Here is a 15,032-nt window from a genome sequence, read left to right as displayed (position 1 = left end):
CGTATTCAGGCCTTTACCTTTATTCAGCGGGCTGAATCCGGATCGACGCTTGCGACAGGCAGTTGGTTATCATGAGCTCCACTCCTCCGTCAGGGTGGCTTGTGCATACGACTTCGCATCCTGTGCAGTTAGCCTCGTATTCGAATCCTTCGGCCAGATTGACCCGTATATGAAAGGGCTGATCGGATTGTCCGGCGTAATGAAACTCTGCCTCATATTCCGTAAAGTCATCCTTAATGCGTTGCTGCAGCATCCAGACGTTAAAGCCTGTAGTAACCTTTCCCAACTGATAATAGGACGCAAACCAATTGATGACAGGCGCCGATAACCCTCCGAAGTGATGCCAGCCTGCGCCGCGTCCCGACTGCACGATAAAATGCTCGTAACAATTGTAAGTGGCTTCGTTCTCGCGTTTCCATAATTCCAGCGCCGTGTTTGCAATACGGTAAGCGAGGTCCGGATAACCGTAATCGAACATCGTTTTCCAGAAAAACCACTGATGAGGCATCCAGACCGCACCGTTCCAATAACCGTCTGCCCGATAATACGGGGCGCTTTGATCAACGGTGGATAAGCCGATTGGCGTCCAGAAACGTTGTTCGTCAAACAAGGCTTCAATCAGACGCCGGGCACGGTCTTTGCTGCAGATCCCTGCCAGGAGTGGGTATAAACCATCCATCCCCCTATTGTAATTCGCTCCGGAGCCGTGATGCAGAAGACCTTCGTATTCTCCTTTTTCGTTATGCAGCACATAGCCGTAATAGCCGGTCTCCTCATCCCAGGCATAAGCGTCAAGGGCATTGCTCCATCTACGGATATCCTTCTCGTATTCCTGGATGTCTATATCCCAATCATCAGAAGATGCCGCCGCCATCCTAAGGATTTTGGCGATTCGTATGAGCTGACTCGTCGTAATGACGGGAGCTGCTTTATTTTCTAATTTTTGCTCATGCACGTATTTCTGAGGAGGGTAGTCATCCCATCCCCCGGAGTTATAGAAATAATCCCAGGTTTGAAGCAGACCGGTTTGAAATACGTCCGTTGTTGAACCATTCAATTTGCCTGCAAGGAATAAGTAGTATTGCCGTAATCTCGGGTAGAAATAGTTAAGGAACTCTGGAGACTGCTTGCGGTTCCATAACTCGTGGAACAAATAATGCTGCACGGGAACCGGGCTGCCGTGATGAATAAAGGCTGCTTCAGGATCTCCCGGCTCCGTCATATAAGCATTTAAGCAATCAATCGCCCGGCTGTCATCGAGATCGGCGAAGCCAAGTCCGATAAACCCGGAATCCCATGTATACAGGGAATCCCACCATCTCCCCGGCGTGTTGTGACGAATAAATTGTCGCTTGGTGTAGACCGGGAAAACCGTATTGGTCAGCAAGGTCGCCCGCATGAGCTGCTGGCTGAAGGAATATCGGTCGCCCGAAGGATAAGCGGGAGGAGACTCCAGCTTTTTGCGTTCCGCTAGATAGATAGACTCGCAGCTGCTGGCATCCAATGCAAAGCATGCCAGACGGGCATGTACTTCTTCCAAAGTCCCGCCGCACACCAATCCGTGAAGAACAAGGGATGAAGCCGGGTTTAGGGGAATAGGACGCATAAACACATTCGTATAATTTCCTTTTCCGTTGCCTTGCAAAATAGCATTCACATGATTGTGCACCGTGTGACGGGCGAAATGATCAAGCTCGTCCGTTCTGAACTGTCTGATCTCCGCATCGGGATAATTCCACAACAAGCCGTAATAGTAGGGGTTATCCGGATAATGAAGAATAAGACTGCCGGGAACGGGACCTTCCAGTAGTTTCGGTTCCAAGCCCCAAGGGAGATCCACGAACGCAACCTCTTCGGAAGTCTGCTGCTCGACAAGCGTAAAGCCGTCAAGAACAAGCGGGTTAGCACTCCGCGTGCGAAGACTAACGGCAACTTTTCCTGCAGGCAAGTTCCCGATATGCAGTTCTGACAACGTTAAGCTGCCGGATGGTTCCAGGTGAAGCCGGTACTTCTGCTCCCCGAGCCGAAGCTCGAGCTCCGCTCCTCGAATGGCTTGACAGCGCAGCAGGAACACGGCGTCCTTCAGGGAGGTCTCGAGGTTTATCTCATATCGGAGCAGATCTCCGGGATCCGTTCCGAATGAACTGCCAACAGCCGACCCGCCCGTAAAATGCTGTCCGCGAATTTCCCCGCGCGCCAATCCGTCGTAGACAAGACCGTTTGCAGGCCGTGGCTTGGCAAAGATCAATTCCTTGTAATCCAGCGCATTTACCCATTTTGCTCCATCAGGAAGCCGTGCTTCCGCGAGGATTTGGACTTCGCCGTGTCCCGGCAGCCGGGGAGGCTGGAGCGAAGCCATCGCGTGCAACACCAGATTTTGCGGATACTCCGTTTGATTGGCGAAGTTAAGGCGGATAAGCCGACTCTGCTCATCAATCCGGCTGAACGATATATCCGCGTAGACGCGGTCCTTCCATTCGAGTTCATGACGATGGGAGAAATGGCTGAAATCCGGCGAAGCCTCCCAGGGATGATAGCCGGATTCCCATAAGACATTAGGAATGTCTATTTTTCGCCGATAGAATCCGGGCATTAAGCTTAAATCAAATCGAACTCCTTTCGACGGATCGTTAATGTGGGAGATACCTATATATTGCTTGGCATAAGGTCCCCAGGAAGGCAGGTTCAAGTCATGATTATTGGAAAGGCGCTGATAGTCATTCATGTCGGACGGCTCCTTCGGCTATGGCATTTTCTCTTTATTGTAAAGGCAAGGTGCCCGAAAAAGCCTCTTGATAGCCGATTCCTTTGTCTTGAAAACGGACATTCATGATACGATAAAGGCACTATAGCCAATGTGGAGGCAGGAAAATGACGGTGAGTTTCAGTGCTTATGACAGGGAACAGGTCGATTACGCCGATCCATATTTTCGCATGAAAATATGGAAGATTAACCACCAAAGTTTAACCTCCGAGGAATACGGACCATGGCACTATCATGAGGAAGTGGAGTGGATTGCTGTTCTGAAGGGCACGATGGCCATTGAAACAACGAATCATCATTATCCGCTGCAAGGCGGCGACGTGATGCTGTTAGGCTCAAATGAGCTTCATCGATCCTATAAATACGGAACTTCCGAACTGATTTACATCGTGTGCCACGTTGATATGACCGCTTTTATGGACCCGTCCCTGCTGACGTATTATGCGGCTTTTACGGGCAAATCCGCCAATCTGACGACGCTGTACGAGCCGTTAAGCAAGTCCGGCTCAAAGGGACAAGCCTTGGAGTTGCTCAATAGAATGCTTCAGGATATTACGGCCAAGAAAAGAGGATACGAGCTCGCCGTTAATGCCAGCTTCAAAATGCTTTTGTATACGCTGATTCAAATCGATGACAGGAAGGTTATTGCGCCGATGGACCCGCATCTGGCGGAAAAACTGCGGCCTGCGTTAGCGCTGATTGAGCAGCAGCTCGAGACATCCTGCCTGATCGCCGATATCGGCAAAGAGTTGAATTACAACGGCAGTTATTTTTCCAAGCTGTTTAAGAGAGGAATGGGAATGACGTTTACGTCTTATGTGCAAATGCGGAGAATGAAGCGGGCCGCGCAGCTTCTACTCACGGAGTCTTGGTCGGTAACCGAAATCAGCGGCAGAGTGGGATTTGCAAGCCCGGCTCAATTTTATCAGTTGTTTAGAAGACATTTTGGTTGCTCCCCGAAGCAGTTTATATGCCGTCATGGACGGGATAACGGATCGATAGGGGAATATTCGCTCATGCAATGGGAAAGCGGAGACTGATGCTGCTTTACATTGAACATAAATAGCCCATTGCCATGTAAAATTGGAAACTAAAAGCTTCCAAATTCGGTGATGGGCTCATTTTCATTTTTCAAAGCACTACACTACATTAGTTATTCCAATCGAATTGCGCCGTACCCTTGGTATTGGCGAGAAAGATGCTCTGGAGATCTATGTAGACGGCGAGCGTATTATGCTTAAGAAATACGAGCCTGCTTGTATCTTCTGCGGCAATGCAGAAAACGTATCCTATTTCAAATGCAAAATTGTTTGCCATAATTGTTTATCTGCAGAAAAATAGTACCTATCAGAAGCGGCTGTTGAGCTAATGCAACTTTAGTTAAATAACCCATTACCGGCGGGGAATCCAAAGTATTCAAATCCAACTGGCCAAAACAAACAATTCAAAAAAATATGTAGACCAGTTGTAGCTCGATTAAAAATATAAAAAAAACAGCGTTACCAAATTAAAACGGTAACGCTGTTTTTTTTGGACAGCAGGAGTGCATTGTTATCATCTCTTCAAATCTTTATTTTTTTGCAAAAATCATTTATAGAATTACATTTTAATCAAAATTCATGAGCGTATAATACTTTACATGAGATCTCTGTTTAAGATTACCGACAGAGGACTCCTGTCGAATCACATTTGTGCTGAGCGGAGACCACATGGCCGTAGAGAAAGATTTCAAGGAACAATGCGTGTCAATTCATAATCGGGATTACAGGACAAGACTACGCATCCATATCAGCTAGGCAGCAGTGGCGAAGACAGCTTCTAGGAGGAGGTCAATATGTAACGATTGATTCAATAGGTGATTCAGTAATGAACCATTCAAATTCCATTAATTTGTAAGCGTCATCTTGTAACGAGGGGAGTAAACTGTCAACTACAGAAGGAGGTTGTATTATGAAAAAAACTAAAAAATCTAATTATGTATTGTTTTGCTTTTCGATTGTAATTTGCTTGATTGTATCTTTACCGGGACTAGCAAATGCTGCTCCAATTCACGCTGGTCCACAATTTGTGGATGGCTATTATGCAGATCCTGACGTACAGATATATAATGGCACATATTGGGTGTATCCGACTCGTTCGACTCAAGTTGGTGAATCCGACACTGGCGCAAAATCGGTGGACATCTTCTCTTCAACAGACATGGTCAATTGGACAAAATACTCGAATGTCATAAGCTCGGCCAATATTTCATGGTTGCAACACTCCTTGTGGGCGCCGAGCGGGGCTTATCGCGATGGGAAATACTACATCTATTTTGCTGCTAACGCAATCAATGGCGATGGACAATTAGGCGGAATAGGCGTTGCGGTCGCTGATAATCCACAAGGTCCATATACCGATGCGATTGGCGCCCCCCTTATCAACGTTGTACGAAATGGTGCAGGCCCAATGGATCAAGATGTATTTATAGATGATGACGGTCAAGCGTACATGTATTTTGGAAGTTGGGGCGAGTGTAATGTTGTAAAACTTAACGCGGACATGAAGTCTTTGGGAACATGGTCTGACGGAACCGTCTATAAGAAAGTTACGCCCACTAAAACGGGCGATAATGATTATTTTGAGGCGCCTAAAGTGTTCAAGAGAAACGGGATATACTATTTGACTTATGCTGCAGGCGTTTGGGCAGATTCATCTTATAAGGTCATGTATGCAACGTCCAGCTCTGTAACAGGACCATTTGTACCGCAAGGTATTATGTTACATACCGATACGACAACAGCAGATGGACCTGGTCATAACGGTATTGTTCAATCACCTACAACAAATGATTGGTACATTTTTTACCATAAGCGTTATCTGAGCAGTTCACAACGCGTACTGGCATTTGATAAATTTGAGTTTAATGCTGATAATACGATAAAACCAGTCGAAATGGCAGTAGAAGATACCTTTGATGACAGTACTGATACGGGATGGACCAAATATGGCGGTGCATGGACCGTATCTGGCGGCCAGTATAATGTAGCATCAAATCCGGGTGCCAAGGCACTTTTGGATACCAATTTCTCAGATGTAATTTATGAAGCTGATGTGACACCGGGGTCAACCGGCAATGCGGGTCTGGTATTTAGAGTATCCAATCCTGGAACGGGTGCGGATGCTTACCAAGGCTACTATGCTGGACTCGATGTTTCCAAACAGAAGGTTTTGATCGGAAAGGCTAACAACAATTGGACATTGCTTTCCACTGCTTCTATGAGCTTAACGGCTAATACAAAGTATCATGTTAAAATCGTCGCACAAGATGCTTCCATTAAGGTCTATGTTGATGATATGACGATACCTAAGATTAATGTAACGGATTCAACCTATATTGGGGGCAGTGTTGGTCTTAGAACGCATGATTCAGCTGCCAAATTTGATAATATTTCAGTTCAAAGCAGCCGATATGAAACAGAAAATTTATTTGTAAGCGCAACCTCAGGCGACAAACACACCATGTTTGGGAATGGAACCGGTCGAGACCTAAATTTGAGCGGTGGATTTGGAACTGCACTGGAAGCCAATGCAGTCAACGACTTTGTGACATACACGGTGAATGTGCCCGAAGTGCGAAGCTATAGTGTAAGGGTCGGCGTGAAAAAGGGAGCGAACAGAGGGCAGTTTCAATTGTCTGTAAACGGTGTCAATCATGGTCTGATTCAGGATTTATATTCCTCTGCATTTAACTATGTAGAACTGAATGTTGCTACTATCACCTTCAACTCGGCAGGCGATAAATCTTTTAAGTTTAACGTTGCAGGTAAAAATGGCTCAAGTTCAGACTACGATCTGTCAATTGATTACATTAAACTAATACCAAACTGAAGCAAAAATGCAAAGGTATATGTAATTAGAAGTTAAGCAAAACACCTATGCCTATAGCGAGGCCACTGAAAAGTAAACTAATCAAATCGATCTGCACCAGGACGCATACCGATAGCAGATCAACAATTACGTGAGGCAGCTGCCGGCCAAAAGCTGGCAGCGCGTAGCCGTGAGCCAGTTGCAGGGAGTCTCGGCCGGCAGAGGAGGCATACTGACGATGAAAGCATTTATTCTTTACCGAGATGGTGTAATTAATGTTGGTAGCAGCATTAACAAGAAGAAGGAGTTTATCCTGATTGCTGGTGTACCTGAGGTTAAATACGGAATATGTGAAAATGTCTGCGAAAAATCAAGCAATCAATGGAGCTGACCGTAAAGATCTTAAAGCGGTTGTTGCAATTACGATGAAATATTTTGTCTTTTTAATGCATTGAGCTAGAATTGAAGTGTCAGACTAGAACTACACACACAAACGGAGGCTATTTGTTGTATAACGGGTAAAGGGTAACTCCAACCAGAATGGGTGGGTACAAATATACCGATATTGGATGGTTATTTTTAGCGTTTTTTCGTTTATCATTTTGATCAAATCAGAATTAAATAAGGGAGTGAGTTCGGTTTATGAAAACATCAAATGACGAAAAGATATCCAAGGTCGAGATCATCAAGCGGTAGGGCCGTCATCTAGGGGCACAATAAAGGAAGCGTTGCAGGACGAAGAACCGTATTTTTCCGAGGATAATATTCAAGTGCTCAAGTTTCATGGCGTCTATCAGCAGGATGATCGGGATTTACGGGCACAGCTTAAGGTAGAGGGGAAGGAGCGGCATTACAGCATGATGATCCGCGCCCGCATTCCGGGCGATGTGCTAACTTCGGATCAATATCTCGTCTTTAACAAGCTGGCGGATGAGAAAAGTGGAGTTATTATGACCCTTATTGAGTAAGTAAAACACTTCATATAGTCATGTTGAAAAGAAACCAGAGTGCTCCATCTTCGCACTGGTTTCTTTTCTGTTTAGAAAAAACAGATACGTTTTAAGCTCGGTCCGGATGCTTGTTGGAAATATTGAAAGAATCAAATAAGATAAGTAATTATCGGTGCATATGCAGGAGTATGGGGCAGATAAGAGTGATGTTATAGATTAAGATAGAACGATGTACAAGAAGATTCGGAGGAGATGAACATGGGTTTTATGATTGCTCAACGCGCGTATATCAAGCTATATCTGATTACGATGGTTGAACAGCACAGGGGGTATGGTTACGAGATGCTGGAGGCAATGAAGCAGGAATTCAAACCTTACGGTTACGTTCCACCCCAGAGTGAAATTTATCGGGCATTACATGAATTGGTACAGCAGGGTGTATTGTATCGGACGAAAAAACTGAAGGGCAATGATCCGAAGGTCGATTTTCAAGAAATCGTTCTTTATCATTTCACAGATGATGGTGCGGAGAAAGCTGAGTTATATAAGAAACAGGTAAAAACGAATCTTGATCGGTGTCTGAATATGCTCCACAAAGCAGTGAACGACAATTATTGATAAACGTTCATTATATGTGACTGGGATCTGTACCAGTATAAAAATAGTATCTTTATGTTAATGTAAATACAGATTTTTCTATTTAAGAAGTAAGGAGGCCTTTAGAGATGAATAGACATGGGTTCGGAAACTAATTTAGTCCTTGATTAGGCTAACGGAGGTTGGTTGTTTTATTTCCTTAAACACTGTTAATTCAAAAGATTATAGGCCACTGAATCTTTAAATTGACACAAAGTTACCCACCAGACTGGAGGATGACACATAAAGTTGCCTACTAGGCTGGAGAATGACATCATAATGTTGCCTACCAAGTTCCAAATTTGCTCCGTTAATTAAAGACAAAAGGGCTTAATTGCATGAAAGTAGGGAACTTTGTTGTCGAGGGACAAGAACATATTCCTATTGAAGTCGCTAATTTAGCGGCTTTTTTATTTTATCGGTACAAGTTCTTGTCCCAAGCCAAGGACAAGAACTTGTACCGATTGCCGAAAAGGACAAGAACATGAGCCGATTACCGATTAGATAAACATCCAACTAAGTTTCATGCAATTTCATTTAACAAATGTGTAGGAAAAATAAACTAATTGTCCAGTGAAAATATAGTATTTTCTTAGTGTTTAGGTTAAAGATAAGTCCCTGTTTAAGCACTACATGCTACACGCGTAGGTTCTTTATTAGGTGATTGGAAATGAAATATAAAAAGGAGGACGTAACCCGCGAAGGCGCGGATGGCAGTGCTTAGACTTTCATGAACAAAAGAGGTTTTTGTGGTATTATATGTAATTATGGGTTGTGAAATAAATGGATTATTTGAAAAGAAAATGGGGGAATCAAAATATGGAACGTAAAATTCAACTAATGGAAACCTACGTAAATATCGACTTTGGAAACTCACCCTTTTTAAAATTAGATAAAGGGTTGCAAATTCCATACTCTTCAATCAAAGGAATAACAACAGGTAGACCGATACCAAATGCTTTTAAACTATATGGTGCTTTATTAGGAGAAATGAGAAATGGGTTATTTAGATCAAATAGTGGTTATCAACTACACTTTTTTGAAAATGAGCTTAAAACTCTTCATTTAGATTTGAATAACTTTAAAGTTGGTAAGTTCGAAATATCAAAGTTGATCATTGGTGTTGATAATCCTGAAGAAATAAGTGAAAATATTTCCGAAAGAGTGAAGTGATAATTTGTTGACGCTGGTCATACCCAGCGTTTTTTTATTAAAAAAGATGGAACAATTCAAATGCAAATTTGTCGAAGGACAAGAACTTGTACCGATTACCGGAATGGACAAGAACATATTCCGATAACCGATTAGATGCATATCTAAGTTCAAAATACATAATAAAAATGTCACGCTAGAGATAAAGTACTTAATTTCAAGAATTGCGATTGGAATAAACAGAAACCTAGAAGTCCTTGGAGATTATGAAAGGGGAGACAGTGAGTGAATGTACAGTTATGAAGAGTTTATTGGGACAAGAACTTGTACCGATTGCCAGAATGGACAAGAACATAGTCCGATTACCGATTAGATGTATATCTAAATATTCAGCAGGTACACTTAAAACCTCATTAAGTACCATAATACATGAAAATATCCCCATGTTATGGAACAACAAGAAAGGAGATGCGAGATCTTGGAGATGCTTAAGTTGCTTCGTCAATCCATTGATTATGTGGAACAACATCCGCACTTACCGATTGAGATTGAGGACAGTGCTAGGTTAGTAATGAGTTCAAATATCATTTTCAGCGCATGTTTCATGTAGTAACTGGTGTGACCGTAACTCAGTACGTGAGGAATCGGCGTCTTACGCTTGCAGCGCAGGAGTTAGCGGGAACGGATTTACAATGAATAAAATGGGGTAAATCATCTGTTTTGGTATTAATTACGTTTTACTTGTAATTAGTTGATATGTTAAATTCTTATTCACGTCTTTTTAAAAGATTCTGGATAAAAAGGAGTGAATACATATTCTATCTCAACACTTTAAATGGCGTTAATTTTTTTCTAGGAGGATTTTTGTTGAAGAAGAAGGAGTTTCTTGGCGCTTTAATATTTTTATCTTTTATGATTAGTTTTGCGGTGATAATAGGGACGGGATTCAGTGATGAAACTGGAACGAAAGTTCAAAGTAATGGCGAAATTACCATGAATGCAACTGAGGAGTACGTAGATGCTCTCCCTGATGATCTCAAAAACGATCTAAACCAACAATTGAATAGAGAGACAATTGATAATCAGAGAACATTTCTGAGAACAATGGTCACTAATAATAATGATATTAACCTTCAGCTCACAATGACACCAGAAGGCGAATTCTTCTCTGTCAAAGGATCTGGCAGTATCACTTTATTAGGAGAAACAAGTAAGTTAACTTTAAATGAGTCTATAATTTCTAAGGCTAAACTGGAATCAGGAGAAACTTTTGTATATGGACCTTTAGATGCTAAGATGACACTTGGAACTGGGGAAACAAAAGATATTATTATAGGGATAGGAGCTATTGTTGAAACTGGTCAGAGGTACTTTAGTTTGACAATGGGCAATCTGGGAGACAAAGAACTAACTTATCTAACATTTGGAGATACGAGCTTCCTAAATGAAGAGATACAAAAAATACAACTTGAGAACGCAGGTGGTTAAGTATGAATGATTTTAGAAAGTTGAGTTTTTTGGGACTCAGTGTAGCTCTTGTCAGTGCTTTATTTCTTCCTTTTAGTAATATCTCTCATGCTGCTTCTTCAGGTTCAGACGGAGAATATTGGTATAAGGGTGAATCATATGCAAATTTACTCCACTGGGATAATAGCAATGTGAATTCTAACGATACTTCATTGAGCACAGCAGTAGTTACTGCGAAGGCTAATTACAATCCTAAAATCGATCGTGGCAAGGAAAGTATAACAGCCTGGTCACGTCTAGATACAATAAATAGACTTTATCCAAGTCCATTATACTATCCGGCACAAGTAAATGAAATTGAAGTGAAATTTCGGGTTATGGATTTATCAACCGATTTTGATATCTACAGTACAGTACCAAAGCATAACATAACAGAATACACAGTAAACCCTTATCTCACTGGAGGCGTGGGTATGATGTTTACTATTTTGAATTATGCTATCCCTGGATCTGACATCATTGCAGCTCCATTTGATATGGTTATGAATAATATTAAAGTTCAAAAAGGTACAGACACTTCTGGAGGAACAGGGACTATACAATCTGTTAAGTTTAAGTTGCCTGATTCGGACAAGTCTTCACTACCAAATAGCATTAGCTATAAAGAAGCAGACTATAAAACTAAGGGAGTTGGGAAAGAAAAGGGTGTGACTGCTTCTTTCTCATATGATATGTTTAGCAGCAGTAAGAGAGTTATTGTGACCCCCCAAACAAAAATAAAATACTCCATACATCCTGTTCCTTTTGGAGGTTCATATTTTCCAACAATTTATGCTTCAAGTAATACAGCTTACTTTAATCACACTATAAATTAAATTTATTTGATTGGACTGTAGAAATGAGAAAAAACTCCTATAAACTCGTTCTGATTGCATCCATTTTTCTGAATGTACTGCTCGTTATTCTCTCGTATAACAATCATTTAAATAAACAACGTGATTATGCATCTGGAGATCCTTCAGCCTATAGAACCTTTATTCATGGATTGACTTATTTTAGTGAATCGATAGGTACTTTAAAAGCTGAAAATTCTAAATCTGAAAATACGAATATTCTTATTAATGCAAAAGAGCGGTTAAACCTTGCAATGAATTCTTATATTAAATTTGAGAATTCTATGGCTTCAACGAATCTAGAATCCTCAATCCTTGATGACAAAGTGGCGATGGTTAATGAATCCATGTTTAAGGTGCTTTCTTCGTATGTACGAGGAGAATATGATTTACAACAAATCAATCAATTCAAAAAACAGGTGGATGAATTGCTGAATAACCTGCCTAAATCTTATGATACAAAGATGAAAGAAGATTTTATAAAAACCATTAATAATCTTTCTTATTAAGTCAGAACATGAGAGCTTAAGTAAAGATGTCGCGGGACAAGAACATTGTTCCATTCAAGTCGCTATTATAGCGGCTTTTTTTGTTTTAAGGAACCAAGTTCTTGTCCCAAAACTTGGTTCCATTGCCGAAAAGGACAAGAACATTGTGTCATTTCGGATTAGATTGTTATCTGAATAAAGTGTGGTGGAATAATGTCTCGTGACAAAAACACCAATAGCATCAAAATTCGCTAAAATTGAGGTTTTTAATTTTGGTGAACAAATTCATTTTCCTGAGCTGAGGTTAACAAATAACTAATGGACAATAGGTGCAGAAATGGGGTATGTATGGGCACAGTTACACTTGAACACGCCACAATGAATTTTCGATTATTATATTGAATTATCTAGCAGTGGAATCAAGTAGCAACATTGAGAAATTTTGTCCAGTGGGAAATATGAAGAGAATCATCTGATTGCCAAAGACTTAGAAGTCACTTTGTACGTGCATCATCTTCTTCCAAATGGATTTCTATGCAGAAGTCTTCCTAGTGAATCATCACTGCTCCCTGTTTTGTAACCATTTAACCGTCCCAATGAGTCCTATTAAGAATACCAGTAAATAACTTAGTCACAAAAGCAACTCATCTTCTGTAGAATTTAAAGATATTGATGTATCCTATGCAGCAATCGAAATTAAAAAGCTGCTGAGATTGGTATCATTGAAGGTAAGGGAGTAGGGGGCGATCGATTTTTATTGCACCAAAACTATCATAACTGATTGAGCTTGCTTTCAGGCTCTTCACAGTTTTCTACACGTTTTATATTCTCTATAAAGAAATCATATCTTTTTTTATGAAATTTCCGACCATCAGGCATTCCTGCTGTATGGGGAGTAAGTATCACATTACCCAGATTCCGGAGCTCGCTGTCAATAGGAAGCGGTTCAGATTCAAACACATCCAGGCATGCGCCTGAAATATCCCCTTTTTTTAATGCATCAATCAAGTCTCTTTCGTTGACAATCCCGCCGCGAGCTGTATTGATAAAAAGAGTGGTATTCTTCATTTTCTTGAATGTCGCTTTGTTGATCAGCTGTTTGGTGTGCTGATTCAAGGGTATATGTACACTGATTATGTCCGATGTGCTTACAAGAGTATCGAAATCCGTCATTTTCACAAAACCGTCCGATTGTACAATGGCAGTTCTCGAATAACCCAGCACATTCATATCAAAAACCCTGCAAAACGCAGCTACTTTTTTTCCGATTGCGCCCAAACCGATAATCCCAATCGTTTTGCCCTGTAATTCACTCCCTGTATAGTCCAATTGATTTTCATCCATCTTGTTTTTCATGAAAGTATCAAGATACGGTATGTTTTTATAATAAGACAATATCAGTGCCATTACGTGCTCGGCCACTGCCTGTGCATTCACTCCTGCAGCATTGGCCACCCAAATGCCGAGCTGTGTACAGGCAGGCAGGGACATCTACATTATCAAATCCTGCACCTGTCTGGACCAATTTTAATTTTTTTGCGATAGAAAGCAGGCTATGATCCACTTTAATATGTTCAGGGATGATTACCTGGCAATCTTCAATATGATGCAGCATTTCTTTTCCGGGCGGGGCAACTACAACGTTCCAGTCTTCAGGAAAATACCTTGCAATATTTGATTTTGAAGTCTCGCTAAAATAGCCAACTATGAGAATCTTCATTGCTAAACCACCTTTCATAACCTATACCATTCTTCTAATAAAACCCGTTTGATGCTCGTCATTTAAAGAAGCAGTAATTTTTACTCCAACACTTGTATATTTCTTCCGAGACGATCTAAGCGCCAGACAATTAAAGTGTCTCCTTTCGGACAAAAATCTAAAATTTCTGTCAATCCTTCTCTTTTCTTATTCACACCACTAATTATTTTCACCTCTCTATGATTGTATCATATTAAAAAACAATATAACTCCATTAACTTATCCTTAGGAAGGATAACGTTCTATGTAATGGTTTTAATCTTTTATAAAGATATAAATATTTCAAATACTCCTTGACATGTGAATGTATTATCGGTATAGTGTGAATCAATTCACACTATACACTAAGGAGTAATCTATGCCAAAAAATACTTTCTTTCGTTTAGATGAAGCAAGGCGCGAGGAAATATCTAATAGCGCTATGCATCTTTTTGTTAATCATCTTTACGAGGATTTAACTATGAAGATGGTTTTGGATAGTTTGTCCATGCACCCCGGAACATTTTATCGGTATTTTGAAGACAAGGATGACCTTTATTGTCTCTTAATACGTAATGTGACCCAGAAAAGAGCTGCGTATTTTAATAACAGTAATGAAGATTCCCTTTTCCAGTTTTTCCTTACTGGCTTATTTGGTAACGTTAATGGCATTGTGACAGAGCCACTGAATGAGTTGGAAATCAAACTCACTGAAACATTTTTATACATTCCTGAGAACATCTTGCTTAAAATATATCTGAATGTGCTAAAGGGCGAGTCATTCCCCTTAATCAAGGACATTTTACGCCGAATGAGGGTTGATGGATATCTCCGACCTGATCTTGACGACGACCTGATTTCTTTTATGTTTGAGTCAATGCAGTTTAATTTAGTCATGTTTTTTAGGGAATTCGATATTAAGGACTCTAACCTGCAACATAAGATTAGCAAGTACTTTGCTGACTTTATGGGTCATGGGCTGCTTGAAGATCATAAATATTCTGAAATTGTTCTCAAGAAAGCCAAGGAGTAGATATATGATTCACTGAAGATAGGATGTAATCGTTTCACAGTTTTGAAAAGAGCTTATAGCAC

16 protein-coding genes are annotated in these 15,032 nt (G+C 41.0%); 12 read left to right on the top strand and 4 right to left on the bottom strand.

Annotation, left to right across the window (positions count from 1 at the left end):
* Positions 1-19 precede the first annotated feature (19 nt).
* On the bottom strand, positions 20-2,725 hold the full coding sequence (locus AC3ITG_RS16660; RefSeq protein ID WP_489250689.1) for an MGH1-like glycoside hydrolase domain-containing protein: 2,706 nt from the start codon (positions 2,723-2,725) through the stop codon (positions 20-22).
* A 146-nt stretch (positions 2,726-2,871) separates the two neighbouring features.
* Here AC3ITG_RS16660 and AC3ITG_RS16655 point away from each other — a divergent pair, with 146 nt between their 5' ends.
* From AC3ITG_RS16655 to AC3ITG_RS16605, 11 genes are all read left to right on the top strand, one after another.
* On the top strand, positions 2,872-3,804 hold the full coding sequence (locus AC3ITG_RS16655; RefSeq protein ID WP_090900056.1) for a helix-turn-helix domain-containing protein: 933 nt from the start codon (positions 2,872-2,874) through the stop codon (positions 3,802-3,804).
* 115 nt (positions 3,805-3,919) lie between these two features.
* Positions 3,920-4,105 carry an AbrB/MazE/SpoVT family DNA-binding domain-containing protein gene (locus tag AC3ITG_RS16650; protein ID WP_489254476.1) on the top strand — a complete coding sequence of 62 codons (186 nt, stop codon included), beginning with the start codon at positions 3,920-3,922 and terminating at the stop codon, positions 4,103-4,105.
* 609 nt (positions 4,106-4,714) lie between these two features.
* Positions 4,715-6,634, top strand: a complete 1,920-nt coding sequence (locus AC3ITG_RS16645) for a family 43 glycosylhydrolase (RefSeq protein ID WP_489250688.1) — start codon at positions 4,715-4,717, stop codon at positions 6,632-6,634.
* A gap of 217 nt (positions 6,635-6,851) precedes the next feature.
* Positions 6,852-7,004, top strand: a complete 153-nt coding sequence (locus AC3ITG_RS16640; RefSeq protein WP_177185745.1) for a hypothetical protein — start codon at positions 6,852-6,854, stop codon at positions 7,002-7,004.
* 379 nt (positions 7,005-7,383) lie between these two features.
* Entirely contained in the window at positions 7,384-7,581 is a 198-nt protein-coding gene (locus AC3ITG_RS16635) for a hypothetical protein (protein ID WP_489250687.1), read from the top strand.
* A 240-nt stretch (positions 7,582-7,821) separates the two neighbouring features.
* Positions 7,822-8,181 (top strand): replication termination protein, encoded by a 360-nt coding sequence (locus tag AC3ITG_RS16630; protein WP_489250686.1) that lies wholly within the window; start codon positions 7,822-7,824, stop codon positions 8,179-8,181.
* Between the two features lie 837 nt (positions 8,182-9,018).
* On the top strand, positions 9,019-9,372 hold the full coding sequence (locus AC3ITG_RS16625; RefSeq protein ID WP_413379145.1) for a hypothetical protein: 354 nt from the start codon (positions 9,019-9,021) through the stop codon (positions 9,370-9,372).
* Positions 9,373-9,829: 457 nt separating this feature from the next.
* Complete coding sequence (locus tag AC3ITG_RS16620) at positions 9,830-9,961, top strand: hypothetical protein (RefSeq protein ID WP_413379143.1); 132 nt, start codon at positions 9,830-9,832, stop codon at positions 9,959-9,961.
* Positions 9,962-10,218: 257 nt separating this feature from the next.
* The gene (locus tag AC3ITG_RS16615; RefSeq protein WP_413379141.1) at positions 10,219-10,839 is read left to right on the top strand and encodes a hypothetical protein; all 621 of its coding nucleotides are present in this window, start codon (positions 10,219-10,221) and stop codon (positions 10,837-10,839) included.
* A gap of 2 nt (positions 10,840-10,841) precedes the next feature.
* On the top strand, positions 10,842-11,693 hold the full coding sequence (locus AC3ITG_RS16610; protein WP_489250685.1) for a hypothetical protein: 852 nt from the start codon (positions 10,842-10,844) through the stop codon (positions 11,691-11,693).
* A gap of 23 nt (positions 11,694-11,716) precedes the next feature.
* Complete coding sequence (locus AC3ITG_RS16605; protein WP_341177024.1) at positions 11,717-12,220, top strand: hypothetical protein; 504 nt, start codon at positions 11,717-11,719, stop codon at positions 12,218-12,220.
* 750 nt (positions 12,221-12,970) lie between these two features.
* On the opposite strand, the gene AC3ITG_RS16600 is transcribed toward AC3ITG_RS16605, so the two are convergent.
* From AC3ITG_RS16600 to AC3ITG_RS16590, 3 genes are all read right to left on the bottom strand, one after another.
* On the bottom strand, positions 12,971-13,636 hold the full coding sequence (locus AC3ITG_RS16600; RefSeq protein WP_489250684.1) for an NAD(P)-dependent oxidoreductase: 666 nt from the start codon (positions 13,634-13,636) through the stop codon (positions 12,971-12,973).
* Positions 13,581-13,919 carry a hypothetical protein gene (locus AC3ITG_RS16595; RefSeq protein ID WP_489250683.1) on the bottom strand — a complete coding sequence of 113 codons (339 nt, stop codon included), beginning with the start codon at positions 13,917-13,919 and terminating at the stop codon, positions 13,581-13,583. Before AC3ITG_RS16595 ends, AC3ITG_RS16600 begins: the two co-directional genes overlap by 56 nt.
* Before the next feature lie 80 nt (positions 13,920-13,999).
* Positions 14,000-14,113 carry a recombinase family protein gene (locus tag AC3ITG_RS16590; RefSeq protein WP_489250682.1) on the bottom strand — a complete coding sequence of 38 codons (114 nt, stop codon included), beginning with the start codon at positions 14,111-14,113 and terminating at the stop codon, positions 14,000-14,002.
* Positions 14,114-14,316: 203 nt separating this feature from the next.
* On the opposite strand from AC3ITG_RS16590, the gene AC3ITG_RS16585 reads away from it, so the two are divergent.
* The gene (locus AC3ITG_RS16585) at positions 14,317-14,970 is read left to right on the top strand and encodes a TetR/AcrR family transcriptional regulator (protein ID WP_489250681.1); all 654 of its coding nucleotides are present in this window, start codon (positions 14,317-14,319) and stop codon (positions 14,968-14,970) included.
* The last annotated feature ends 62 nt before the right edge of the window (positions 14,971-15,032 follow it).

The sequence above is a fragment of the Paenibacillus sp. GL_099_B genome (genome assembly GCF_057835695.1).
The sequence above is the reverse complement of the archived record's forward strand: the minus strand, read 5'-3'. Positions and strand labels throughout refer to the sequence as shown.